Source organism: Roseobacter phycocola, from assembly GCF_042055075.2.
GTDB lineage: Bacteria > Pseudomonadota > Alphaproteobacteria > Rhodobacterales > Rhodobacteraceae > Roseobacter.
In genome coordinates, this window is the sequence record NZ_CP194010.1 from 402,796 (window position 1) to 425,252 (window position 22,457).

Consider the following 22,457-nt stretch of genomic DNA (forward strand, 5'->3'; position numbering starts at 1 on the left):
ATCTGTCACAGACACGGAATTATGGATTTTGTGATCACACATTTTTTTGGTGTGATCACAAAATTACGGCCGCTCTGCTGATCTGGCCATGCAATATGATTCGCACGAATCAACCGAACCTGGGCGAAAGTTTGCCATCTCTGTGGCGGAATTTTGCTACCTGAGGTCGTGTTAATGTTTCATTAACCTCTTTTTTGATCACGATTTGGCTCCGGAACAGAACTCTCTGCCCATGCAGGCGTGTCCGAAAGGTACTGTTTTCGCAGCCAGTGCTTTTTGCACCAGCCAAGGTGTGGTTACCAATTCAGCTCTTCTACTGGCCAGTTCGGATCTTTGTGATGCCGACGAAGGGCTGCAGGAGAAGAAAATGAAAAAAATTATTGCAATAGCGGTGTGCGCGACGCTTGGGACAGCGGCGCAGTCAGCCACACTGGATTTTCTTGAATTCGCTAACGACAATGAACACGGCGTCGCGAATGGCACAACCATCGAGTTTGAAGGTGTCGATGTTACGTTCAATGCGGGACTTCATGAGGGTATAGACGGTACAGCGTTTGCCTATTTTGACCACGGCGGCGCGGGCCTCGGTGTTTGTAAATCACCAAGATCGGGTGTGACCTTCGGTGAAGGACGCACAGGCGCGGGTAGAGGAAACGACTGTTCTGACGCGGGCGACGACAACGTCACCGTTACAGAGACCGTAACCATCAGCTTTGATCAGGCCTTTAACCTCAGCGAATTGAGCTTTACCGGCGAAGGTCACAGCTTCAGCAATCCTGTTTTCCTCGAAGATGAAACAACCGGCCTGAACCGCTCCGCAGCAACCCTGTTGTTCGGTGTCAATGGCGGTCCTCTCGCAGAGTTTACCTTCAGTGAACTCTCGATGGAGACCTTTCTGGGTGTCACGAGCGCGACATTTGCCTTTGACGACGCAAATTTCAACGGGGGCAACAATACTGCCGATCAGTTCTATCTCGCATCTGCTGTTGTGAACCCTGTCCCGCTTCCTGCGGGTCTGCCGCTTCTGCTGGCAGGTATCGGTGGGCTGGGCATTCTGCGCCGCCGTCAGCGCAACAAGTCCTGAACCGAAGCTAAATGTCACAAAAAAAGCCCCGGTGTTTCCGGGGCTTTTTCTTTTGTGCTGCGAAAGCTCAGGAAAGGCTGCTGTCGATCCCTTTGCAGGCCTCAACGAGGCCTTTTACCGCGTTCACGGAGTTGTCGAACATGGCCTGTTCGTCCTTGTTCATGTTGATGTCCACGATGCGTTCGACACCCTCGGCGCCGATCACTGTGGGTACGCCAACGTAGAAACCGTTGAGCCCGTAGGCCCCGTCCACATAGGCAGCACAGGGCAGAACGCGCTTCTGGTCCTTCAGATAGCTTTCCGCCATCTCGATCGCCGATGTTGCCGGTGCATAGAACGCCGAGCCGGTTTTCAGCAGGCCGACAATCTCGGCACCGCCATCACGGGTACGCTGCACGATCGCGTCCAGTTTCTCCTGCGTGGTCCACCCCATCTGCACGAGGTCGGGCAGGGGGATACCCGCCACTGTCGAATACCGGACGAGCGGCACCATCGTGTCGCCGTGCCCGCCCAGAACGAAGGCTGTCACGTCCTTCATGGACACGTTGAACTCTTCGGCCAGGAAATGGCGGAAACGTGCGGAATCAAGCACGCCGGCCATGCCGCAGACTTTGTTGTGCGGCAGACCTGAGAACTCGCGCAGTGCCCAGACCATCGCGTCCAGCGGGTTGGTGATGCAGATCACAAAAGCGTTCGGGGCGTGTGCTGCTATGCCTTCGCCAACGGATTTCATAACCTTGAGGTTGATGCCCAGCAGGTCGTCACGGCTCATGCCCGGCTTGCGGGCCACACCGGCGGTCACGATGCAGACGTCCGCGCCTGCAATGTCCTCGTAGGACTGGGTACCCGACAGCGAGGCGTCAAATTTGCCGGCCGGGCCGCTTTCCGCGATATCGAGCGCTTTGCCTTCCGGAATGCCTTCTGCGATGTCAAAGAGGACAACGTCTCCGAGTTCCTTGAGGGCGGCGAGGTGGGCGAGGGTGCCGCCGATCTGGCCGGCGCCGATCAGCGCAATTTTGGGTCTTGCCATTGGTGAATGCTCCGCATGCGGTTTAGATTGGCATCCTGCTATCCAATCATGGCACGCAGCGCAAGTTTACTCCGCACCGCAGCATCAGCGCGGGGCGGGCATGGACATCCCGGATTTTTCCCGTCAGGTGTTGCCGCATGCTGGTGATGGACCTTTCCTTTTTTGCCGTGGCGGGCCCCGCGGTCATTTTTGCGGGCATCTCAAAAGGGGGATTCGGCTCCGGCGCCGCTTTCGCCTCCGCCGCGATGCTGGCGCTGGTGATTGAGCCGGGGCAGGCACTTGCCGTGATGCTGCCGCTGCTGATGCTGATCGATGTCAGCACGCTGCGCCCCTACTGGAATCGCTGGGATCCGGAGGCCGCGCGCCTGCTGATCCTGGGTGCTGTGCCCGGTGTGGCGCTTGGCGCCCTTCTCTACCGCGTGACCGAGCCCGATCATTTCCGCGTTCTGATCGGTGCGATCGCCGTGGGATTTGTGGCCTGGCAATATGCGGTGCGGCGGGGGCTGCTGGCCGGACCGCGCGCGCAGATGTCGCCCGCGGCCGGTGCCGCGGCGGGGGTGGCTGCGGGTTTCACGTCCTTTGTCAGCCACGCGGGCGGGCCGCCGGCGGCTGTTTATCTGTTGTCGAAAAAGCTCGGGAAGACGGAATATCAGGCCACCACAGTGCTGGTATTCTGGATCGTAAACATCGGGAAATTCATCCCCTATGCCTGGCTGGGGATGTTTACGGCGGATACCGCACTTGCCAATCTGTACCTTGCACCGTTTGCGCTTCTTGGGGCCTGGCTCGGTGTGCGCGCCCACACCCTGGTGTCAGAGAGGTTCTTTTTCGGCCTGACCTACGTGCTGCTCACCATAACGGGTGGCAAACTGATCTGGGACGGCCTCTTCTGAACCTGCCTGCAACGGGAAATCCCACCGCTGCGGCGTCTTTATTTCAGTTGTTATCTTCAGGTGGACGTTTGCCCACCTGTGTTTTTCAGGCGTCGTTGCCTTTGGCGGGCAGGGCTTCGGCCAGCGCCTCAAACGACTGTCCGGATGCCACGAGGCATGTCATGCCATTCGGTGTGGTCACTGTGATCGTCCAGGTGCCTGTTTCGTCTGAGGCGAACACCTCGACCACCGCATTATTTGCGCCCAGACCCATGGACTGGCGGGTCTCGCCATAGCCATCGGCAAGCCGGTCGACCACTGCCTCACGCGGGCCACAGTTGCGCGAATTCTGCGCTGCTGCATCTGTTGTTGACGAAATCCACAGCGCTGCCGCCGCAGTCAGTGCACCGAGATGCAGGATCTTTGATGTGCGTTTCATAACGTGTCTGCCTTCATTCGAAAGGCGGCACCCGCTGTCATCTGCTTTGCCGTTTCCCGGCGATGACCGGGCGGCCCCGGTTCAAGTTGATGCCTCTGATCCCTCCGGAATAAGCCCGGCCTTTTAACCGGAAAACCATCTGCCCGCAGTCAGAGAACGTCATCAACATCCGCCTGAGGCCTGAAATAATGGTTAACCGGGCGTCCGCAAAAGGATCGAATTTGAAATTTGCTGCGCCGCAGCGCAATTCTGCTTGTATTTTGTGCAAAAAAATGCGTCTGTCCGCGCAACAATATATCGCGCCGAACGGCCGCTGATCCTGACTGGAGACACAAATGACCACCGCTGCCCGCCCGCTACGATCTGTGCTTTATATCCCCGCCTCAAAGGAGCGGGCGCTGGAAAAAGCCCGGACGCTGCCTGTGGATGCCATCATCTTCGATCTTGAGGATGCCGTGGCGCCGGACGAAAAAACGGCCGCGCGCGACACGCTTGCTGCCGCGCTGGCCACGGGCGGATACGGCGCGCGCATGAAGATCGTGCGCATCAATGCGCTGAACACCGAATGGGGGGAGGCCGATGCCCGGGCCGCTGCCGGCATGGGCGCAGATGCGGTGCTGCTGCCCAAAGTGGACACACCAGCGGATCTGGATGCGCTGGCCGCGCTGACCGGCGACCTGCCGCTCTGGGCCATGATGGAAACGCCGCTCGGCATGCTCAATGCCGCAGCCATCGCCGCACACGACCGGCTTGAGGGCATGGTCATGGGCACCAACGATCTGGCCAAGGACATGGGCGCGCGGTTCCGGGCGGACCGCCTGCCGCTTATGGGTGGGCTCTCCCTTTGCCTGCTGGCGGCTAAGGCACATGGGGTTGCCATCGTGGATGGTGTCTATAACGCCTTCAAAGATGACGAGGGGCTCGCGGCGGAATGTGCTCAGGGCCGGGATATGGGCTTTGATGGCAAGACGCTGATCCACCCGGCGCAGGTTGCCATCGCCAACGCGGCCTTTTCGCCGACACCCGAAGACATCGACCTCGCCGCGCGCCAGATCGCAGCCTATGACGCGGCCATTGCCGCTGGTGAGGCCGTCGCTGTCGTGGACGGAAAGATCGTCGAAAATCTGCATGTTGCAACCGCGCGCGAAACGCTGGCAAAGTCCGAGGCAATCAAAGCAATGATGGCGGAGTAACCCATGTTCCTGATAATCGCCGGCCTGATCCTCTGGACGGGCGCACATTACTTCAAACGCCTGCAGCCGGACCACCGCGCCGCACTGGGGACCCCGGGCAAGGGCATCGTGGCGCTGGGCATCGTTGCGGGCCTGGTGCTGATGATCCTGGGCTACCGCGCGGCGGACTTCATCCCAGTCTGGAACCCGCCCGCTTTTATGGTGCACGTCAACAACACCCTGATGCTGCTGGCATTCTGGGTTTACGGCTCCTCTGCGGCCAAAGGCGCCAAAGCCTGGCCTGCCTACAAACTGCGCCACCCGCAGCTGACCGGTTTCAAGATCTGGGCCGCAGCACACCTGCTGGTGAACGGTGATCTGGCCTCTGTGATCCTGTTTGGTGGCCTGCTCGCCTGGGCTGTGGGCTCTGTCATCCTGATCAACCGTGCGGAACCGGACTGGACCGCGCCCGAACCTGCGGGACGCGCCACATATATCCGGCTTGCCGTGATCTCGCTGGTGCTATTTGCCGCCGTGGCAGGCATTCATATCTGGCTGGGCGTCTGGCCGTTCCCCTCCTGAATACGAGGCACACATGAAACTCTACCGTTTCCTCTCTGAAGAGGACACATCCGCTTTCTGCCACAAGGTGACCGAGGCACTGAACAAGGGCTGGGAACTGCACGGCAGCCCGACCCAGACCTGGGATCACGCCGCCGGTGTGATGCGCTGTGGCCAGGCCGTGGTCAAAGAAGCCCCGGGCACCTACACACCCGACACAAAGCTGGGGGCGCAGTAATGGCCAAAACCAATCCGGGCCGGTTTTTCGAGGATTACACCATCGGTGAAGTGATCCGCCATGCTGTCCCGCGCACGCTCTCGGGGGGCGAAAGGGCGCTCTATCATGCGCTCTACCCGGCGCGGCACGCCCTGTATTCCTCCGACCAGTTCGCCCGGGCCTCCGGGCTTCCGGCCAGCCCAATCGACGACATGATCGCTTTTCATGTGGTTTTCGGCAAAACGGTTCCGGATATCTCGCTGAACGCGGTTGCAAATCTGGGGTATGCCGAAGGCCGCTGGTTGGCGCCCGTCTGGCCGGGCGATACGCTGCGCGCGGAATCCGAAGTGATTGGCGTCAAACAGAACTCAAATGGCAAAACCGGTGTCGTCTGGGTGCGGACCCGCGGGCTGAACCAGCACGACACAACGGTGCTGGAATATGTGCGCTGGGTCATGGTGCGCAAACGGGACGCTGATGCACCTGCACCCGCGCCGGTTATCCCCGATCTCAGCGATGCTGTTCCGGCGGATCGCCTAGTGGTGCCCGAAGGCCTCGATTTCTCGGACTATGATACCACGCTGGCGGGCGAACCGCACCGCTGGGGCGACTACGCGATAGGCGAACAGATCGACCACGTTGATGGCGTGACGATCGAGGAAGCCGAACACATGATGGCCACGCGCCTCTGGCAGAACACCGCCAAAGTGCATTTCGATACCTCCGCCCGTGCCGACGGCTCGCGGCTGATCTACGGCGGCCACGTCATCTCGATGGCCCGGGCGCTCAGCTTCAATGGACTCTCCAATGCGCAGATGATTGCAGGCATCAACAGCGGCGCCCACGCCAACCCCTGCCTTGCAGGCGATACGGTGCGCGCCTGGTCAGAAGTGCTGGACAAGGCCGAAACCGATGCACCGGGCGTCGGCGCCATCCGGCTGAGACTGGTGGCGACAAAGGGCGGCGATCCGTTCCGGCTGCGCGGGGAAGATGGCCGGTATCTGCCAGAGGTCCTGCTCGATCTGGATTACTGGGCGCTGATGCCCGTCTGACCCGCTAAAAGGACGCATGGTATGAAACGTCTTGTTGCAGCATGTTGGGTACTGATTTGGCTCTGTGGCGCAGTGCATGCGTCTGAACGCGAAGATGCCTTCGTGCGGTCCAATGTCCTGGCCATTCTCTATCACGAGATGGGTCATGCGCTGATTGATGTGCTGGCCCTGCCGGTGTTTGGCCAGGAAGAAGACGCAGCCGATGTGCTGAGCGTTCTGCTGATTGATGCGTTCTACGAAGAGCAGGAGGCATCCGACATTATATACGACGCTGCCTTCGGCTTTCTGGGCGAGGCACAGGAAAACGAGCCGGCGTACTGGGATGTGCATGGCCCCGATCTGCAGCGCTACTATACGATGATCTGCCTGTTTTATGGCGCGAACCCCGAAGCCCGTGAGGATCTGGCCCGGGAACTCAGCCTGCCCGACGAGCGCGCCGAGACCTGCGAAGAAGAATTTGACCTGGCCAATGACAGCTGGGGGCCGGTGCTGGACGATATCGCGTCAGAAGGTGGCGCGCGGTCCATGGTTTACGCGGGGCCCCGGGACACGCTGATCGGTGCCCTGATCGCTGATGAGGTTGCAGCGCTCAACACGGATTTCGCGCTGCCGGACCAGGTGGATATGGTGGTGGAGGACTGTGGCGAGGCAAACGGGTTTTATGATCCGGGCATCCGACGCATCACCATCTGCTCTGAACTGGACGATTACCTGCGCACGCTCGCAGATTTCTGAAAAGCTGGCGCAGTCTGACGGATGTCTACAGGGAGATCTGCGCCCGAACGAACCTCAAACCGCCTGCACTGGCTCCCGTTCCTGTGCCGCAGGCGCTCTGGGGGGCGGCCCGCGTGTTGCGGCATCCCGAAGCTGCAGGAAAGCGGTTTGGAGAACCGGGGCAGGGGCCGAAAACAGAAAACCGGACGGCACTTGATCGTGCCGTCCGGTTCAGAATGTCACATCGCGCCGGATTTGAACCCGCTTATGCCTTCCGTCTTGCGCCGCGGATCAGGCCAAAGGCAGCAAGTCCACCCATCAGCAGCGGCAGTCCTGCAGGCAGTGGGACGACCTGTACGTCAAATTCGATTCGGGCCACCGAGACGTTGTCGCTGACCTTCGTGAAGGACGAAGACCGCGTTGTGCCGCCGACCGTTGCATTGACCAGTACCCCGGCGTCCCCGAAATCGCCACCCGGATTAGGCGGCCCGCCGAAGAAGCTGTCTGTGTCCGCGCCGAAAAGCAGTGAATCGCCATCCGCAAAGGTTCCGGCAGCAAAGTTCAGGATCAGCTCTGTCGGGCTAGAGGCCGGTCCGACGAACCCCAGGGTAATGTCGCTCTCTGTCACACCGCTGAGGCCGGAAAACACCGGCGCGGTTGCGTCGTCGAAGCTGCCACTTCCGTCAAAATCGAAAAATGCGCCCGCCGAAGGGCTGAGATCGATTGAAATGGATGACACGGACTGACCGTCAGTGCTGCTCACCGACAAGCTGAAAAAGCCTGCCGTGGTCGCCGAATCCGGCCCACTGGTGACAAAGTTTACGGTTGTTGTTGCATCTGCCGCTGTGGCTGCCGCCACCAGACAGGCTGAGGCGAGGATATTTCTGATCATCTTTAACCCCCTGAAAGATCATTAACTTATTATTAACTTTTCCACCCTAGCCAGCCGCGCTGCTGAGTCAAGCTTTCTCCGCGCTCAGCCGGGGCGCGCAAAAAGACGTCTGAGGCCGGTTTCTGTTCAGCGTCTTTTCAGGTGACACGACGGCGCGCTTTGCTAGGCTCGGTCCTGTGATCCGGATATCTGCCATGATCCTCGCGCTGTTCTGCGCGCCTCCCGCTGCTGCTTGTCAGCTGGCGCTGGTATTGGCGGTTGATGTATCCGGATCGGTAGATGAGCAGGAATTCCGCATCCAGATGGACGGGCTGGCAGACGCGCTGCAGGACGGTATCGTCATCGACGCGCTGATCAGCCAGGAGGCCATGGTCACGCTGATCCAGTGGACAGGCTCCTCACGACAACGCCAGACCATCCCCTGGACCCCGGTCCGCTCCGGCGAGGAGGCACTGGCGCTGGCAGATGCGGTTGCTGGCAACAAAAGGGTCTGGCGGAATTTCTCCACGGCGATCGGCGAGGCGCTGACTGCGGCGGAAACGGCACTGCGCCAGGTGCCGCACTGCACCCGCCGTGTGATCGACGTCTCAGGCGATGGTATCTCAAATGAGGGCCCTGACCCGCGCGACCGCCACCCCGCTCTGAAGGAACTCGGGGTCACCGTAAACGCGCTGGCCATCGAGACGGATGAAACGGACCTGACGGCCTGGTTTTTTGAGAACCTGATCATGGGCGAGGGCGCCTTTGTGATCACCGCGGATGGATTCGAGGATTATCCCGAACAGATCCGCCGCAAACTGCAGCGTGAGACGACACGCCAGCTCAGTAGCTTTCCGTAATGTGATCACAGTTCTTTTCCATGTGATCACAAAAGTGAAAAGTGAACGAAAAAGTTCCAATCCGCGCCAAATAACCGCGCCCCGCGACAGGTGGCCCGGGTGACAAAACCGCAGGATCAGGTACTAATACGTGCAGGGAACAAAAGGAATCTGATATGGCTGATGTGAATCGGGGCAACCGGCCCCTGTCACCGCACCTGGCAATCTACCGCCCCCAGCTGACCTCCATGACATCCATTCTGACGCGGATCACCGGCAATGCGCTGCTGATCTCGTCGCTGCTGGTAGTCTGGTGGTTCCTCGCGGCGGCAACATCGCCCGAGTATTTTGCCGTTGCTGACGGGGTGCTGACCAGCTGGTTCGGCGATCTGGTCATGCTGCTGTCCGTCTGGGGCCTGTGGTACCACACGCTGGCAGGTGTCCGGCACCTGATCTGGGACCAGGGCGTCGGCCTCGATCTCGAGACGGCCTATAAGCTTGGCTATGCAGTGATCGGCGGCTCTTTCGTGCTGACCCTGCTGACCATCATCATCGTATAAGGAGGGCGCCATGAGCTATCTGACAGACCGCAAACGCGCCACAGGCCTCGGCTCGGCAAAATCCGGCACCGAACATCACTGGTCGATGACCGTGAGTTCCGGTGCACTGCTGATCCTTATCCCGCTCTTCGTCTTCACATTCGGCCCGATGCTGGGCGCGTCCTATGAAGAAGTGACAGCATACTTCGCCCGCCCGTTCCCGGCGGTTGTTGCGGCGCTGACCTTCATCGTGGGCTTCCGGCACTTTGCGGGCGGCGTGCAGATCCTCATTGAGGACTACGTGCACGGGGTGGCCCAGAAGATCGCCATTATTGCCATGACCTGCCTCTCGTATGCGGCCATGGCCACCGGTCTCTACGCCATCGTGCGTCTGGCCCTCTGAATGACATTCCGCGCGGAACACTGCGTCCCGCGCACCTGACACATCCGGGAGAAACTCCATGGCTGCATATGAATACGAAACACATGAATACGACGTCGTTGTTGTCGGAGCCGGTGGTGCCGGGCTGCGCGCGACGCTCGGTATGGCCGAACAGGGTCTGCGCACCGCCTGTGTGACCAAGGTCTTCCCGACCCGCTCGCACACTGTTGCAGCCCAGGGCGGTATCGCCGCCTCGCTCAGCAACATGGGCCCGGACAACTGGCAGTGGCACATGTATGACACCGTCAAAGGCTCCGACTGGCTGGGCGATACGGACGCGATGGAATACCTCGCGCGCGAGGCCCCCAAGGCGGTCTACGAGCTGGAACACTACGGCGTTCCTTTCAGCCGGACCGAAGAAGGCAAGATCTACCAGCGTCCCTTTGGCGGCCACACCACCGAATTCGGCGAAGGCCCCGCCGTTCAGCGGACCTGTGCCGCCGCCGACCGGACAGGCCATGCGATCCTGCACACGCTTTACGGCCAGTCACTCAAGAACAACGCGGAATTCTACATCGAATATTTCGCCATCGACCTGATCATGTCGGACGATGGTGTCTGCCAGGGTGTGCTCTGCTGGAAACTCGATGACGGCACGCTGCACCTCTTTGCCTCCAAGATGGTCGTACTGGCCACGGGCGGTTACGGCCGTGCCTATTTCTCGGCGACCTCCGCACATACCTGCACCGGTGACGGTGGCGGCATGACGGCGCGCGCGGGCCTTCCTCTGCAGGACATGGAATTCGTTCAGTTCCACCCGACCGGCATCTACGGCGCGGGCTGTCTGATCACCGAAGGCGCGCGCGGCGAGGGCGGTTACCTGACCAACTCCGAAGGCGAGCGCTTCATGGAGCGCTATGCGCCACAGTACAAAGACCTCGCACCCCGCGATTATGTCAGCCGCTGCATGACCATGGAAATCCGTGAGGGCCGCGGTGTGGGGGCCAATGGCGATCACATCCACCTGAACCTCAACCACCTGCCGCCCGAAACGCTGCAGTTGCGCCTGCCGGGCATTTCGGAAAGCGCGCGGGTATTTGCGGGGGTGAACCTCAACAAAGAGCCGATCCCGGTCCTGCCGACCGTACATTATAATATGGGCGGCATTCCGACGAACTACTGGGGCGAGGTGCTGGCGCCGACGTCGGATGATCCCGACCGTGTCAGCCCGGGCCTGATGGCTGTGGGCGAGGCGGGCTGTGCCTCCGTGCACGGGGCGAACCGCCTGGGCTCCAACTCGCTCATTGACCTTGTGGTCTTTGGCCGGGCTGCGGCCATCCGTGCGGGCAAGATCGTCGATCCCGACAGCCCGGTACCGACGCCGAACCAGAAATCCATTGATGCGGCTCTCGACCGGTTCGACAACACCCGCTACGCCAAGGGCCATACGCCCACGGCGGAGCTGCGCCTCGAAATGCAGCAGACCATGCAGAAGGATGCGGCCGTGTTCCGCGCCAATGACACGCTGGCGGCAGGCAAAAAGGCGATGGAAGAAGTCGCAGGCAAATGGGCCGATGTCGGCGTCACCGACCGCAGCCTTGTGTGGAACTCCGATCTGATGGAGACGCTGGAGCTTGCGAACCTCATCCCGAATGCGGTGGCCACCATCGTGGGTGCTGAGGCGCGCAAGGAAAGCCGTGGCGCCCACGCGCACGAGGATTTCCCCGAGCGCGATGATGAGAACTGGCGGAAACACTCGCTGATCTGGTTCAAGGGCAACAAGGCGTCGCTGGGATATCGCGGTGTGCACGAACAGCCGCTCACGAGCCACAATGACGGCGGCATCGACCCCAAGAAAATCGCCCCCAAGAAGAGGACCTTCTGATGCGGAAACTGACCGGAATTATCGCGGCTGCGCTGATCAGCGTTACGCTGCCCGGCGCGTCCTTTGCGGGCGGGCTGACTGACCAGTCCTATCACGGCGGCAAACACAGCAGCGGCAGCGCCGGGCTCAGCGCAGGCCGTCTGCACCGTGATCCCTTTGGCCGCTGTCCTGTGCTGGAACGGGGCCACTATTACGGTGACCAGTACTGCTATCTGCCCGTGCGCGCGCTGAATGCACCGCGTCATCCGTCCTGCCCGGACGGGTTCAATGGTTTTTACCGCGGCAATATCTTTTGCCCGTACAAAAGCTGACGTGACCCGGGCGGTGACCGATATCCTGTGCTTTTCCGGCGGACGTCCCGGCGTTCAGTGTTTGATGCTCTTTTGACAAGGTGGGCTGCATGATCAGACTGATACTTCCTCTTTGCCTCGTTCTTTCGGCCTGTGCCGACATTCAGCAGGCCACCGATCAGGCGGGCCGGAGCACGGCCAAAACCGTCCTGCCCGAGGCGCTTGCGGTCTACTTCCCGCAGGTGCCCAAGGCGCTCTTTCAGCCCTTCACCGACTGTGTGGTCGACAATGCGGATGCCAGCGAGGTCCAGTCCCTCGCCGCTGATGCTGTGACGGGGATCGACACGGGCACCGCCGATACTATCCGCGCTGTGCTTGCACGCCCGGCCACCCAGCAATGCCTCGCTGCCGCCGCTCCGGCCGCAGCAGCGACACTCTGATACAGACAGGAGACCCGTCATGGTTCAACTGAAACTCCCGAAGAACTCCCGCGTCACCACGGGCAAAACCTGGCCGAAACCGGAGGGTGCCACCAACCTGCGCAAGTTCTCGATATATCGCTGGAACCCCGATGATGGCGAAAACCCGCGGGTGGACACCTATTTCGTGGATATGGACACCTGCGGGCCGATGATCCTGGATGCGCTCATCAAGATCAAAAACGAGATTGATCCGACGCTGACCTTCCGCCGTTCCTGCCGCGAAGGCATCTGCGGCTCCTGCGCAATGAACATTGACGGGATCAACACGCTCGCCTGTATCTATGGCATGGACGAGGTGAAGGGTGACGTGAAAATCTACCCTCTGCCGCATATGCCGGTGGTCAAGGACCTTATCCCTGATCTCACGCACTTCTACGCCCAGCACGCCAGCATCATGCCCTGGCTGGAAACGAAAACGAACCGCCCGGCCAAGGAATGGAAACAGTCGATCGAGGACCGCAAGAAACTCGATGGCCTCTATGAATGCGTGATGTGCGCGTCCTGCTCCACGTCCTGCCCAAGCTACTGGTGGAACGGCGACCGCTACCTCGGGCCGGCAGCCCTGCTGCATGCGTACCGCTGGATCATCGACAGCCGGGATGAAGCAACGGGCGAACGTCTGGACGATCTTGAGGATCCGTTCAAACTCTACCGCTGTCACACGATCATGAACTGCGCGAAAACCTGCCCCAAGGGTCTGAACCCGGCAGAAGCCATCGCGAATATCAAGAAAATGATGGTCGAACGCCGGGTCTGACCCGGGCACGACACTTGCAAAAGGAAACGGGCGCCCTGGGAAACGCGGCGCCCGTTTCGCGACAGACGTCAGGAACGTGTCTGCCGCAGGCGTTTCATAAAGCCAAAGGCCACCAGCCCGCTCAGTACCATGGGAAGGCCCGCGGGCAGCGGTACGGAGGAAATCACCGGCTCGGCGGGTGTGGTCAGGTTGTCTGTATCCTGAACGAAGCTGAAGCTGCTGCCGCTTTGCAGGCCACCGCCTGTCAGCTGATCAAATCCGATCCGCATTGTGCCATAAAGATCCCCGGCGGGCGTTTCACCCGCAAGTGCCAGAGCGTTGGTGAAGAGCACCGAAACCGTACCGTCCAGGGTCGTCCGGGGCGAGAAAACGGTTCCATAGACACTCCCCGGCGTGCCCGTGACACTGCGCACCGTATCAAAAACGGTGTCGCCCGGCAGCGCATCAATCTGCAGCCAGGACAGAACCCCCTGCGACACGCTCAGCTCAAATGGCGAGGAAAAGGTTGAAAACCCGGAAAAGCTCAGCGCAAACCCGTCGCCCTGCGCCGCACCCGCCCGGTTGCCGGTGGCGCCGAACACAGCGCTGCGTTTGCCACCCTGCACAAAACCTGCGGTGACAACCATGCCATCCATATCCGCGCCGCTGGTGGTGTAACCCGTCAGACCCTCTGTGGTTTGCGTGCGGCCGTCTGTTCTGATGATGTCTACCGTTGCCGCGGCGGCCATGGTGGAAAGCGTGGCGGCGGCGAGCGCTGCTGATGCAATGGTTTTGAAAAAGCGCATGATCTGTACTCCTGTGAACTGTTGTCAGACACATCGCAGAACCCGGGCCGTCACGCGAATGGGCAAAGGGTGGTTTTCATACGTCTTACGGTCATGCGGCTATCCCTTCGGACAGGTACGCGCAGCCGCCGGTCGCCCCTGCGCACGTCGTCAACGGCCGCAACTAACGGCATGCCGCGAAAACAGAAATGTGGCGCCTCAGGCTTCGAGCGTGGTGTGACGCAAAGCGCCGAAACCCCGCGCCACAGGCGGTTGCCGCATGCGCCGTTACTGGCGTAACCTCCGGCTATGAGTGAACAAAAAGACAGCAACCTGATCACGCGGGTCGTGGACGCGGCGCAACGCTTCTGGCCGGTCACACTGTTTCTGATTGCGCTGACGCTCCTGTCACGCTTCGAGGACCTGCGCCTGTGGTCGGATGCGCTGGCTTTTGTTGTTCTCGAATGGCGGCAGCTCATGTCGGATTTCTGGGAGCTGATCATCAATTTCTTCCGGAAAATCGCGGGTTTCGACCTGATCGAGCTCAGACCACCCCTGCCGGAACTGCTGACCATTGTGTCCCTGACCATCTGCAGTTTCCGGATCAAAGATCTGGTTGATGATACGACAGATCTGTTGTGGTACCCCTCGCGACTGCCGCTTTGGTTGGCCCGGTCCCTGTTTGTGGTCTCGATGAGTGCTGCAGGTTTTGCGGCAGTTTCATCCGTCGTTGTCCTCTTTTCGGACACAGAACACGAAGCACTGGCGATGCTGGTTATTTCTGGTTCGATACTTGCTCTGGCGGGAACGTCAGTGATTGCCAGTTTTCTTGGGGCGCGGTCGCTCGCCATCGCGACCTTTCAGATATACCAGTCACTCGTATCCGTATTTCTCATGGCTGCCGTACTCAGCTACCTGATCCTCATCGGGTCGTACTTTCTGGAACTGGTCGTGCTCTACGTTGGCAACCAGTTCGGCCTGTTTGAAGAATTCCGCGATTTACGCGCACCGACGGGCGACTGAACAGAAAGCAGGGCTCTATGCACATCGTCATCGGTCTGATCATCGCCTTTGTGATCGTTGCGATTTTCGCACGCCGGAACCGGGCGACGCGCAACTGCCGCTGGCGGGCGGATCACACCGGCGACCGGGGGAAACTCAAAAAATACCGCTGTGCAGCCTGCGGGGCAGAAGGGTTTTCCGCCACCGGTGGCCCGCCGCGCGATTGCAAATCCAACCTGCCAAAGGTTTAGTGCGTGTTGCGTTCAGTCTGACGCGATACGCCCTGGACAGGTGCAAAGGAGCCGCCCATGACCCACCCCGCCGATGCTGAGGCCCGCCGTGCTGTGGCGCCCGTGATCTGCTATCCCGTGGAAACGCTGCCGGTCCCGGATATGGCGCTTTACGGAGCTGCCCGGGACACGCTGACCAAAACCGGCGAGGTGACTGTGCCACCACGCGAGGCACGCACCTTTCATGTGCCTGCAGGCCATTTTTTCCGCATCACCTCGGTCGAGGGGGCCCAGGTGGGCGATCTGAACCTGCACAACGCGCATGACCTTTCCGAGCGGTTTTATTCCGGCAAGACCCGCGCTCTGCACGGCACACATATCACCACCGGCGAGCGTATGTGGTCCTCTTTCCCGCATCTGCGCCCCATGGTGACGGTCACCCATGATACGCTGAACTGGTATGGCATCGACGACTTCGGTGGCTCGGTTCATGATGTGATCGGGACCCGCTGCGACCCCTATACCCACACGCTGTTGTCGGATGGTGGCCAGTATCACCACTGTTGTCACTCCAACCTGACCCGCGCGCTGGCGGATCACATGGGCGTGCCCCGCAGTGACGCCGAACCGCTGGTGCATGATGTGCTCAACGTCTTCATGTGCACCGGTTTCACCCGGGACACGGGCCAGTATTTCATGAAGGCCAGCCCGGTACGGCCCGGCGACTACATCGAGTTCTTTGCCGAGATTGATCTGCTGGGGAACCTCAGCGCCTGTCCGGGCGGCGACTGTTCGTCGGAGCACTCCAGCGATGCGGCGGCCTGCCACCCGCTGCTGGTGGAGGTCTTCGCGCCGACAGAGGGCAGTCTGGCGGGCTGGCAGAGCCCGCCCGTGTCCCGGTACGACCGAACGCATGGGGCATGAGCCCGCGGCCGGCGCGTTCTGCAGGTGTTAACATTTACGCACCGTGCGCGCCGTTAAACCGGCGTATCAGGCGGATACCGACCCTTCCACCGACGGAATACCGACAAAATACCGACGTTATACCGACGTGGGGTTTTGTTGAATGTCAGTGGGTTATGCCGAAACGCCCCGGACCGGTGGGTCAGGGGCAGCGGGCGTTGCGCCAGGGGTCAGGTAAAGGCCGCTTCGAGAGCGATCTCGACCATGTCGCCGAACGTCTTCTCGCGGTCCTCCGACGGCAGCGCTTCACCCGTCTGCAGGTGGTCACTCACGGTCAGGATCGCCAGCGCTTTGCGCCCGTGGCGCGCGGCCAGCGTATAGAGCTCTGCTGCTTCCATTTCGACACCCAGAATGCCATGCCGCACCATCTGCTCATCCAGATCCGGCCGTTCTGCGTAGAAAACGTCCGAAGAGTAGATGCCGCCCACATGGGTAGGGGTGCCCTGGTTCCCGGCGGCTGCGACAGCAGCGGCCAGAAGGTCATAGTTGGCCGTGGGGGCAAAATTGATCTCGCGGAAAATGCCCGACGACGGCGAGGTGATCGTCGTGGCCGACATGGCGATGATCACGTCCCGCACATTCACATGCGCCTGCATGCCGCCGCAGGAGCCGATGCGGATCAGGGTTTGCGCATTATATTCTGAAATCAGTTCGTTCGCGTAGATCGACAGGGACGGCATGCCCATGCCGGAGCCCTGGATCGTGACCCGGTTGCCGCGCCAGGTGCCGGTAAAGCCCAGCATCCCGCGGACTTCGTTCACCAGTTTCGCGTCGTCCAGAAAAGTTTCAGCGGCCCATTTAGCGCGGTAAGGATCGCCGGGCATGAGCACGGTTTCTGCGATGTCGCCGGGCTGCGCGCTGATATGGATGGTCATGGATCAGATCTCCATCGCGTCAGCGCTCGTACCTGCGGCAATGGCTTCGGTGAACCAGCCGGGCTTGCGCCCGCGCCCTGACCAGGTCTGCTTGCTGTCCGCGGGGTTTGCGTATTTTGCTTTCGGCGGCGTGGTTGCCCTTTTTTTGCGTGCTGGCTTTTCGCCCTTTGCAGCACCGACGAGGTCGTTCAGGCTGAAGCCGAATTTTGCTGCAGCTTTTTCCGCTGCCTTTTTCGCTTCACGCTTTTCCTTTGTCTCGATCGCTTTCAGCGCGCGCTGAGCATCTGCGATCAGGCGCTTGAGCTGTTTGCGGTTCATGGTTTTCAGATCGGCCATCGCCTGTCCTCCTCTTTGCCGCAAAGCATTACATGCAACAGACCTTTTTGCACAAGTCTGCGGGTAAAACTGCACGTAAGGCGCGAAAAAGGTGGCTATTCTGCCGCGACAGCCTTCGGATCAGCGAGCGTCACGATATCCATCATGATGGTGTTCAGCTCAAAATCCTTGGGCGTGTAGACCCGCGCGACCCCCATGCCGCGCAGCCGCTCCGCGTCATCGTCGGGAATGATGCCGCCGACGATGACCGGTATGTGGCCCAGGCCCGCCGCGCGCATCTGAGCCATCAGGTCCTCGACCAGCGGAATGTGCGATCCGGACAGAATAGACAGTCCGACGACATGGGCATCATCCCCGCGTGCCGCTGCGACGATCTCTGCCGGCGTGAGCCGGATACCTTCATAGGCGATATCCATCCCACAGTCGCGTGCACGCACGGCAATCTGTTCGGCACCGTTTGAGTGGCCGTCGAGACCGGGCTTGCCGACGAGGAACTTCAGGCGGCGGCCAAGGCGGTCGCTCACCGCGTCCACTGCGTCGCGCAGGTCGTCCAGCCCTTCGGTCCTGTTGGAACGTGCCCCTGACACGCCGGTCGGCCCGCGGTATTCGCCGTGAACGGCGCGCATCTGGGCTGCCCATTCGCCCGTGGTTACACCGGCTTTGGCCGCTGCGATGGACGGTGGCATGATGTTGCGCCCCTCAGAGGCCGCTGCGCGAAGATCAGCCAGAGCGGCCTTTACTGCACCGGCATCCCGAGCGGACCGCCATGCCTCCAGGCGTTCGATCTGTTCGGCCTCCACAGCCGGATCGACCACCATAATACCACCATCGCCGGTCATCAGCGGGGAGGGCTCGCCCTTTTGCCATTTGTTCACGCCGACCACCACGGTTTCGCCCGCTTCGATCCGCCCCAAACGTTCAGAGTTGCTGTCAACCAGCCGGGCTTTCATATAGTCAATCGCCTCAATGGCGCCGCCCATACCATCAAGATTGGCAAGCTCGTGGCGGGCACCTTCTTTCAGCGCTTCTACCTTTGCATCGACCGCCGGATTGCCGTCAAACAGATCGTCAAACTCCAGAAGGTCGGTCTCATAAGCCATGATCTGCTGCATCCGCATAGACCATTGCTGGTCCCACGGACGCGGCAGGCCAAGCGCCTCGTTCCACGCTGGCAGCTGTACGGCACGCGCGCGGGCCTTTTTGGACAAGGTCACCGCCAGCATCTCAATCAGGATGCGGTAGACGTTGTTTTCAGGCTGCTGCTCAGTCAGGCCAAGGCTGTTGACCTGCACACCATATCGGAAACGCCGGAACTTCGGGTCTTCGACACCATAGCGCTCGCGGCAGATTTCGTCCCAAAGGTCCACAAAGGCGCGCATCTTGCACATCTCGGTCACAAACCGGATGCCGGCATTCACAAAGAAGGAAATACGCCCGACTACGGCCGGGAAATCCTCTGCCGGCACGCGCGGTTTCAGCGCATCCAGAACGGCGGTCGCAGTGGCCAGCGCAAAGGCCAGTTCCTGCTCCGGCGTAGCACCTGCTTCCTGCAGGTGATAGGAACACACGTTCATCGGGTTCCATTTCGGGACATTGGTATAGCAGTACTCGGCCACATCCGCGATCATCCGCAGGCTGGGCGCGGGCGGACAGATATAGGTTCCGCGACTGAGATATTCCTTGATCAGATCATTCTGAACCGTGCCCTGAAGCCCCGCGACATCTGCGCCCTGCTCCTCGGCCACAGCAATATAAAGCGCCAGTAGCCAGGGTGCCGTTGCATTGATGGTCATGGAGGTGTTCATCTGCTCCAGCGGGATCTGGTCGAACAACGTACGCATGTCGCCCAGATGGCAGACCGGCACGCCGACTTTGCCAACCTCGCCACGGCTCAGTACGTGATCACTGTCATAACCTGTCTGTGTGGGCAGATCAAAAGCCACGGACAACCCGGTCTGACCCTTTTCCAGGTTCGACCGGTAAAGCGCGTTTGAGGCCTTTGCCGTTGAGTGACCGGCATAGGTGCGGATCAGCCAGGGGCGGTCCTTTCTGGTCTCAGTCATCGGGCGTCCTCGTGAATCAGTCTTGTAATTTTATTGCGCTGAGTGACTGATAACTGCAATTTTATGCCGTTGTCAATTCGCCGCGGCGCGGCAATTGCAATGCAGCATCAGGGGGCGGGAGTTTTTCGCCTTTGCCCCCCGCCAGAGAGCCTGTAATGGTCAGGTGTATGACGCAAGTGGTTGAAATCCCGCTCTGGCTCTTTGTGCTGGTGTTGCTTTTCGCGGCGGTGACTTTTGCGTCGCACTTCCTGTTTCCCTCGGTCCGCTGGTTTTTCCGGAGGCGTCTGGAACGCGCGGTATCGCGGCTCAATGAGCGCCTGACCCGGCCGATTGAACCGTTCAAGCTGGCCCGCCGCTATGACATGATACAGCGTCTGATCTATGACCCCGAGGTTACCCGCGAAATCGTCAATTATGCACAGGAACACGGCGTGCCCGAGAACGTGGGGTTCGAAAAGGCCCGGATCTATGCGCGTGAGATTGTGCCCAGTTTCAGCGCTTTTACCTATTTTGGCCTTGGTATCCGGATGGCTCGTGTTCTGGTCAACGCGATCTACGAAGTCTGGACCGGTCCCCGCAATGACGAGGTCATCCGCAGTATTCCCAAGGATGCGACTATCGTTTTCATCATGAACCATCGCTCCAACATGGATTATGTGCTGGTGACATATCTGGCGGCCCGCGCTTCTGCGCTGTCATATGCTGTTGGCGAATGGGCACGCGTCTGGCCGGTCAGCCGCATGATCCGGATGATGGGAGCCTATTTTATCCGCCGCAAATCGCGAGGGGCTCTCTATCGCCGCGTCCTGGCGCGGTACGTTCAGATGGCGACACAGGGCGGCGTCGCACAGGGCGTGTTCCCCGAAGGCGGGCTGAGCCTGACAGGCAGGCTGATGCCTCCCAAGATGGGTTTGCTGACCTATTTGCGCGAAGGGTATGACCCCGGCGGGCGTGATGTGGTGTTTGTGCCGGTGGCAATCAACTATGACCGGATTCTCGAAGACCGCGTTCTGATTGCAGCCGGAAAACGCGGTGACCGGCGGTTCGGCGCGCGTATTTCAGTGGTGATCGGCTTTGTTCTGAAAAAGTTCTGGCAGGGTCTGCGGGGCCGGTATGTGCGTTTCGGGACTGCTGCCGTGGTTTTCGGCGAGCCTCTGTCGCTGCGTCGTTTCGGACCGGAGCGGCCGGTGGAAGAGCTGGCAGGCAGCCTGATGCAGCGCATTGAGGACGCGATGCCGGTGCTGGTGGTGCCGCTTGTCGCGCATGTCCTGCGGATGCCTGACGCGCCGATCTCAGAGCACGACATAACAGCGGCGGCTGCTGAACTGGCGCAAAAGGTCGCGCCGCATATGCCTGAGATGACACCGGAAGAATTCTCCGGGGCTGTGGCTCACGCCCTGCAGCGCCTGAAGCGGCATCGGGTGTTGTCCGACGCGGACGGGGTCTGGCAGCCGGTCCTAGGCGAGGAAGCCGTCCTGGACTTCTATGCGGCCTCCATTGCGCATCGTTTCGCGGAGGCAGACGCAAAGAACTGAGATTTTCTGCACCTGCTCGGTTATAAAATTACAAAATGCAGCTTTCAGGTGTTGCAATATTTCGTGGCCATGCATATTCCAGTGCTGAGGCATCGTGATTCTGCGGTGCGGCATGTTTTACGTTAGCTGGAGACCGACATGGCACTGGACACACCGATCGCGGAATACGACGCGCCCGAAAAGGACCTCTATGACATCGGGGAGATCCCGCCGATGGGGTATGTGCCCAAACAGATGTACGCGTGGGCGATCCGGCGCGAACGCCACGGCGAGCCGGACAAAGCGATGATGCAGGAAGTTGTCGACGTGCCGGAACTGGACAGCCAGGATGTGCTGGTGCTCGTGATGGCGGCCGGTGTGAACTACAACGGCGTCTGGGCCGCTCTGGGTCAGCCGATCAGCCCGTTTGACGGCCACAGACAACCCTATCACATCGCCGGATCGGACGCTGCCGGCATTGTCTGGGCTGTGGGAGACAGGGTGACGCGCTGGAAGGTCGGCGACGAGGTTGTGATCCACTGCAATCAGGATGACGGTGATGACGAGGAGTGCAACGGCGGTGACCCGATGTATTCCGCGAGTCAGCGGATCTGGGGGTATGAGACGCCCGACGGGTCCTTCAGCCAGTTCACACGGGTGCAAAGTCAGCAGCTGATGCCGCGCCCGAAACATCTGACATGGGAAGAGGCGGCCTGCTACACGCTGACCCTCGCCACAGCGTACCGGATGCTCTTTGGTCACGAGCCCCACGATCTGAAGCCTGGCCAGAACGTTCTTGTCTGGGGAGCGTCAGGCGGTCTGGGCTCCTATGCCATCCAGCTGATCAATACCGCGGGCGCAAACGCCATTGGCGTGATCTCGGACGAGAGCAAACGACAGTTTGTGATGGATCTGGGCGCCAAGGGGGTCATCAACCGCCGGGACTTCAACTGCTGGGGACAGCTCCCGACGGTCAACACGCCCGAATACGCCGCCTGGTTCACCGAAGCCCGCAAGTTTGGAAAGGCGATCTGGGACATCACCGGCAAGGGTGTCAACGTAGACATGGTGTTTGAGCATCCCGGAGAGTCCACTTTCCCGGTGTCCACTTTTGTTGTGAAAAAGGGCGGTATGGTGGTCATCTGTGCCGGGACGACGGGTTTCAACCTGACGTTCGATGTGCGCTACATGTGGATGCACCAGAAGCGTCTGCAGGGCAGCCACTTTGCCCATCTGAAGCAGGCCAGTGCGGCAAACCGGCTGATGCTGGAACGCCGTCTGGACCCCTGCATGTCCGAAGTGTTTACCTGGGCGGACCTGCCACAGGCGCATATGAAAATGATGCGCAATGAACATAAGCCCGGGAATATGTCGGTGCTTGTGCAGGCACCTGCCACCGGACTGCGTACGCTGGAAGACGCGCTGGAGGCCCGGCGTTAAGCAAATTCCCGGCCGTTTTACTTTACTGAACCCTGCGAATCGTCTAACCGTTTCGCAGGGTTTTCCCGTTAAACGTGTGACGCT

The 22,457-nt window shown here is 60.4% G+C and carries 26 protein-coding genes; 19 read left to right on the forward strand and 7 right to left on the reverse strand.

Features of this window, described 5'->3' with window-relative positions:
* The first annotated feature begins 367 nt into the window (after window positions 1-367).
* Entirely contained in the window at window positions 368-1,084 is a 717-nt protein-coding gene (locus AB4K19_RS02105) for a VPLPA-CTERM sorting domain-containing protein (protein ID WP_375230312.1), read from the forward strand.
* 67 nt (window positions 1,085-1,151) lie between these two features.
* Here the strand turns inward: AB4K19_RS02105 and mdh are convergent, their stop codons facing one another.
* Entirely contained in the window at window positions 1,152-2,114 is a 963-nt protein-coding gene (mdh, locus tag AB4K19_RS02110) for a malate dehydrogenase (RefSeq protein WP_375230313.1), read from the reverse strand.
* A 137-nt stretch (window positions 2,115-2,251) separates the two neighbouring features.
* Between mdh and AB4K19_RS02115 the strand changes: the two genes are divergently transcribed.
* Window positions 2,252-3,007, forward strand: coding sequence for a sulfite exporter TauE/SafE family protein (locus tag AB4K19_RS02115; protein ID WP_436398887.1), 756 nt, complete (start codon window positions 2,252-2,254; stop codon window positions 3,005-3,007).
* Window positions 3,008-3,092: 85 nt separating this feature from the next.
* Here AB4K19_RS02115 and AB4K19_RS02120 read toward each other — a convergent pair whose 3' ends face one another.
* Entirely contained in the window at window positions 3,093-3,425 is a 333-nt protein-coding gene (locus AB4K19_RS02120; protein ID WP_375230314.1) for a hypothetical protein, read from the reverse strand.
* Between the two features lie 335 nt (window positions 3,426-3,760).
* Here AB4K19_RS02120 and AB4K19_RS02125 point away from each other — a divergent pair, with 335 nt between their 5' ends.
* From AB4K19_RS02125 to AB4K19_RS02145, 5 genes are read left to right on the forward strand one after another with little or no spacing between them, the layout of a single operon-like run.
* Entirely contained in the window at window positions 3,761-4,618 is an 858-nt protein-coding gene (locus AB4K19_RS02125) for an HpcH/HpaI aldolase/citrate lyase family protein (protein WP_375230315.1), read from the forward strand.
* Between the two features lie 3 nt (window positions 4,619-4,621).
* Window positions 4,622-5,179 carry an NnrU family protein gene (locus AB4K19_RS02130; RefSeq protein ID WP_375230316.1) on the forward strand — a complete coding sequence of 186 codons (558 nt, stop codon included), beginning with the start codon at window positions 4,622-4,624 and terminating at the stop codon, window positions 5,177-5,179.
* Window positions 5,180-5,192: 13 nt separating this feature from the next.
* Window positions 5,193-5,396 carry a DUF1737 domain-containing protein gene (locus AB4K19_RS02135; protein WP_375230317.1) on the forward strand — a complete coding sequence of 68 codons (204 nt, stop codon included), beginning with the start codon at window positions 5,193-5,195 and terminating at the stop codon, window positions 5,394-5,396.
* Window positions 5,396-6,427 (forward strand): MaoC family dehydratase, encoded by a 1,032-nt coding sequence (locus AB4K19_RS02140; protein WP_436398890.1) that lies wholly within the window; start codon window positions 5,396-5,398, stop codon window positions 6,425-6,427. The genes AB4K19_RS02135 and AB4K19_RS02140 overlap by 1 nt, the downstream gene beginning before the upstream one ends.
* 21 nt (window positions 6,428-6,448) lie before the next feature.
* Complete coding sequence (locus AB4K19_RS02145) at window positions 6,449-7,162, forward strand: DUF4344 domain-containing metallopeptidase (protein ID WP_375230318.1); 714 nt, start codon at window positions 6,449-6,451, stop codon at window positions 7,160-7,162.
* Between the two features lie 244 nt (window positions 7,163-7,406).
* On the opposite strand, the gene AB4K19_RS02150 is transcribed toward AB4K19_RS02145, so the two are convergent.
* Window positions 7,407-8,033 (reverse strand): VPLPA-CTERM sorting domain-containing protein, encoded by a 627-nt coding sequence (locus AB4K19_RS02150; protein WP_375230319.1) that lies wholly within the window; start codon window positions 8,031-8,033, stop codon window positions 7,407-7,409.
* A gap of 194 nt (window positions 8,034-8,227) precedes the next feature.
* Between AB4K19_RS02150 and AB4K19_RS02155 the strand changes: the two genes are divergently transcribed.
* From AB4K19_RS02155 to AB4K19_RS02185, 7 genes are all read left to right on the forward strand, one after another.
* Window positions 8,228-8,872, forward strand: a complete 645-nt coding sequence (locus AB4K19_RS02155; RefSeq protein ID WP_436398893.1) for a DUF1194 domain-containing protein — start codon at window positions 8,228-8,230, stop codon at window positions 8,870-8,872.
* A gap of 155 nt (window positions 8,873-9,027) precedes the next feature.
* Window positions 9,028-9,411, forward strand: coding sequence for a succinate dehydrogenase, cytochrome b556 subunit (sdhC, locus tag AB4K19_RS02160; protein WP_375230321.1), 384 nt, complete (start codon window positions 9,028-9,030; stop codon window positions 9,409-9,411).
* Window positions 9,412-9,421: 10 nt separating this feature from the next.
* Window positions 9,422-9,793 (forward strand): succinate dehydrogenase, hydrophobic membrane anchor protein, encoded by a 372-nt coding sequence (gene sdhD, locus AB4K19_RS02165; RefSeq protein WP_298837636.1) that lies wholly within the window; start codon window positions 9,422-9,424, stop codon window positions 9,791-9,793.
* A gap of 58 nt (window positions 9,794-9,851) precedes the next feature.
* Window positions 9,852-11,657, forward strand: a complete 1,806-nt coding sequence (sdhA, locus tag AB4K19_RS02170; protein WP_436398895.1) for a succinate dehydrogenase flavoprotein subunit — start codon at window positions 9,852-9,854, stop codon at window positions 11,655-11,657.
* Entirely contained in the window at window positions 11,657-11,968 is a 312-nt protein-coding gene (locus tag AB4K19_RS02175; protein WP_375230322.1) for a hypothetical protein, read from the forward strand. The genes sdhA and AB4K19_RS02175 overlap by 1 nt, the downstream gene beginning before the upstream one ends.
* Before the next feature lie 89 nt (window positions 11,969-12,057).
* On the forward strand, window positions 12,058-12,387 hold the full coding sequence (locus tag AB4K19_RS02180; RefSeq protein ID WP_375230323.1) for a hypothetical protein: 330 nt from the start codon (window positions 12,058-12,060) through the stop codon (window positions 12,385-12,387).
* Window positions 12,388-12,406: 19 nt separating this feature from the next.
* Window positions 12,407-13,186 (forward strand): succinate dehydrogenase iron-sulfur subunit, encoded by a 780-nt coding sequence (locus AB4K19_RS02185; RefSeq protein ID WP_298837622.1) that lies wholly within the window; start codon window positions 12,407-12,409, stop codon window positions 13,184-13,186.
* A 68-nt stretch (window positions 13,187-13,254) separates the two neighbouring features.
* Here AB4K19_RS02185 and AB4K19_RS02190 read toward each other — a convergent pair whose 3' ends face one another.
* Window positions 13,255-13,971, reverse strand: coding sequence for a VPLPA-CTERM sorting domain-containing protein (locus AB4K19_RS02190; protein ID WP_375230324.1), 717 nt, complete (start codon window positions 13,969-13,971; stop codon window positions 13,255-13,257).
* Window positions 13,972-14,259: 288 nt separating this feature from the next.
* Here AB4K19_RS02190 and AB4K19_RS02195 point away from each other — a divergent pair, with 288 nt between their 5' ends.
* Genes AB4K19_RS02195 through AB4K19_RS02205 form a run of 3 tightly spaced genes read left to right on the forward strand, consistent with a single transcriptional unit; the run spans window position 14,260 to window position 16,106 of the window.
* Window positions 14,260-14,973 carry a hypothetical protein gene (locus AB4K19_RS02195; protein ID WP_375230325.1) on the forward strand — a complete coding sequence of 238 codons (714 nt, stop codon included), beginning with the start codon at window positions 14,260-14,262 and terminating at the stop codon, window positions 14,971-14,973.
* Window positions 14,974-14,990: 17 nt separating this feature from the next.
* Window positions 14,991-15,203 carry a hypothetical protein gene (locus tag AB4K19_RS02200; RefSeq protein WP_375230326.1) on the forward strand — a complete coding sequence of 71 codons (213 nt, stop codon included), beginning with the start codon at window positions 14,991-14,993 and terminating at the stop codon, window positions 15,201-15,203.
* A 57-nt stretch (window positions 15,204-15,260) separates the two neighbouring features.
* Entirely contained in the window at window positions 15,261-16,106 is an 846-nt protein-coding gene (locus AB4K19_RS02205; RefSeq protein WP_375230327.1) for an urea carboxylase-associated family protein, read from the forward strand.
* Between the two features lie 209 nt (window positions 16,107-16,315).
* Here AB4K19_RS02205 and deoD read toward each other — a convergent pair whose 3' ends face one another.
* The 3 genes from deoD to AB4K19_RS02220 all read right to left on the reverse strand — a co-directional run bounded on the left by deoD (window position 16,316) and on the right by AB4K19_RS02220 (window position 19,419).
* Window positions 16,316-17,020, reverse strand: coding sequence for a purine-nucleoside phosphorylase (gene deoD / locus AB4K19_RS02210; RefSeq protein ID WP_375230328.1), 705 nt, complete (start codon window positions 17,018-17,020; stop codon window positions 16,316-16,318).
* Window positions 17,021-17,023: 3 nt separating this feature from the next.
* The gene (locus AB4K19_RS02215; protein WP_375230329.1) at window positions 17,024-17,356 is read right to left on the reverse strand and encodes an H-NS histone family protein; all 333 of its coding nucleotides are present in this window, start codon (window positions 17,354-17,356) and stop codon (window positions 17,024-17,026) included.
* A gap of 95 nt (window positions 17,357-17,451) precedes the next feature.
* Entirely contained in the window at window positions 17,452-19,419 is a 1,968-nt protein-coding gene (locus tag AB4K19_RS02220) for a methylmalonyl-CoA mutase family protein (RefSeq protein WP_436398899.1), read from the reverse strand.
* A gap of 167 nt (window positions 19,420-19,586) precedes the next feature.
* Between AB4K19_RS02220 and AB4K19_RS02225 the strand changes: the two genes are divergently transcribed.
* Both AB4K19_RS02225 and ccrA read left to right on the forward strand, forming a co-directional pair.
* Window positions 19,587-20,954 carry a 1-acyl-sn-glycerol-3-phosphate acyltransferase gene (locus tag AB4K19_RS02225; protein WP_436398901.1) on the forward strand — a complete coding sequence of 456 codons (1,368 nt, stop codon included), beginning with the start codon at window positions 19,587-19,589 and terminating at the stop codon, window positions 20,952-20,954.
* Window positions 20,955-21,092: 138 nt separating this feature from the next.
* On the forward strand, window positions 21,093-22,373 hold the full coding sequence (gene ccrA / locus AB4K19_RS02230; protein WP_375230330.1) for a crotonyl-CoA carboxylase/reductase: 1,281 nt from the start codon (window positions 21,093-21,095) through the stop codon (window positions 22,371-22,373).
* The last annotated feature ends 84 nt before the right edge of the window (window positions 22,374-22,457 follow it).

Excerpts from the sequence above, each read along its gene's own strand:
- AB4K19_RS02105 (WP_375230312.1), top strand. The coding sequence starts at position 368 with ATGAAAAAAATTATTGCAATAGCGGTGTGCGCGACGCTTGGGACAGCG.
- mdh (WP_375230313.1), bottom strand. The coding sequence starts at position 2,114 with ATGGCAAGACCCAAAATTGCGCTGATCGGCGCCGGCCAGATCGGCGGC.
- AB4K19_RS02115 (WP_436398887.1), top strand. The coding sequence starts at position 2,252 with ATGCTGGTGATGGACCTTTCCTTTTTTGCCGTGGCGGGCCCCGCGGTC.
- AB4K19_RS02120 (WP_375230314.1), bottom strand. The coding sequence starts at position 3,425 with ATGAAACGCACATCAAAGATCCTGCATCTCGGTGCACTGACTGCGGCG.
- AB4K19_RS02125 (WP_375230315.1), top strand. The coding sequence starts at position 3,761 with ATGACCACCGCTGCCCGCCCGCTACGATCTGTGCTTTATATCCCCGCC.
- AB4K19_RS02130 (WP_375230316.1), top strand. The coding sequence starts at position 4,622 with ATGTTCCTGATAATCGCCGGCCTGATCCTCTGGACGGGCGCACATTAC.
- AB4K19_RS02135 (WP_375230317.1), top strand. The coding sequence starts at position 5,193 with ATGAAACTCTACCGTTTCCTCTCTGAAGAGGACACATCCGCTTTCTGC.
- AB4K19_RS02140 (WP_436398890.1), top strand. The coding sequence starts at position 5,396 with ATGGCCAAAACCAATCCGGGCCGGTTTTTCGAGGATTACACCATCGGT.
- AB4K19_RS02145 (WP_375230318.1), top strand. The coding sequence starts at position 6,449 with ATGAAACGTCTTGTTGCAGCATGTTGGGTACTGATTTGGCTCTGTGGC.
- AB4K19_RS02150 (WP_375230319.1), bottom strand. The coding sequence starts at position 8,033 with ATGATCAGAAATATCCTCGCCTCAGCCTGTCTGGTGGCGGCAGCCACA.
- AB4K19_RS02155 (WP_436398893.1), top strand. The coding sequence starts at position 8,228 with ATGATCCTCGCGCTGTTCTGCGCGCCTCCCGCTGCTGCTTGTCAGCTG.
- sdhC (WP_375230321.1), top strand. The coding sequence starts at position 9,028 with ATGGCTGATGTGAATCGGGGCAACCGGCCCCTGTCACCGCACCTGGCA.
- sdhD (WP_298837636.1), top strand. The coding sequence starts at position 9,422 with ATGAGCTATCTGACAGACCGCAAACGCGCCACAGGCCTCGGCTCGGCA.
- sdhA (WP_436398895.1), top strand. The coding sequence starts at position 9,852 with ATGGCTGCATATGAATACGAAACACATGAATACGACGTCGTTGTTGTC.
- AB4K19_RS02175 (WP_375230322.1), top strand. The coding sequence starts at position 11,657 with ATGCGGAAACTGACCGGAATTATCGCGGCTGCGCTGATCAGCGTTACG.
- AB4K19_RS02180 (WP_375230323.1), top strand. The coding sequence starts at position 12,058 with ATGATCAGACTGATACTTCCTCTTTGCCTCGTTCTTTCGGCCTGTGCC.
- AB4K19_RS02185 (WP_298837622.1), top strand. The coding sequence starts at position 12,407 with ATGGTTCAACTGAAACTCCCGAAGAACTCCCGCGTCACCACGGGCAAA.
- AB4K19_RS02190 (WP_375230324.1), bottom strand. The coding sequence starts at position 13,971 with ATGCGCTTTTTCAAAACCATTGCATCAGCAGCGCTCGCCGCCGCCACG.
- AB4K19_RS02195 (WP_375230325.1), top strand. The coding sequence starts at position 14,260 with ATGAGTGAACAAAAAGACAGCAACCTGATCACGCGGGTCGTGGACGCG.
- AB4K19_RS02200 (WP_375230326.1), top strand. The coding sequence starts at position 14,991 with ATGCACATCGTCATCGGTCTGATCATCGCCTTTGTGATCGTTGCGATT.
- AB4K19_RS02205 (WP_375230327.1), top strand. The coding sequence starts at position 15,261 with ATGACCCACCCCGCCGATGCTGAGGCCCGCCGTGCTGTGGCGCCCGTG.
- deoD (WP_375230328.1), bottom strand. The coding sequence starts at position 17,020 with ATGACCATCCATATCAGCGCGCAGCCCGGCGACATCGCAGAAACCGTG.
- AB4K19_RS02215 (WP_375230329.1), bottom strand. The coding sequence starts at position 17,356 with ATGGCCGATCTGAAAACCATGAACCGCAAACAGCTCAAGCGCCTGATC.
- AB4K19_RS02220 (WP_436398899.1), bottom strand. The coding sequence starts at position 19,419 with ATGACTGAGACCAGAAAGGACCGCCCCTGGCTGATCCGCACCTATGCC.
- AB4K19_RS02225 (WP_436398901.1), top strand. The coding sequence starts at position 19,587 with ATGACGCAAGTGGTTGAAATCCCGCTCTGGCTCTTTGTGCTGGTGTTG.
- ccrA (WP_375230330.1), top strand. The coding sequence starts at position 21,093 with ATGGCACTGGACACACCGATCGCGGAATACGACGCGCCCGAAAAGGAC.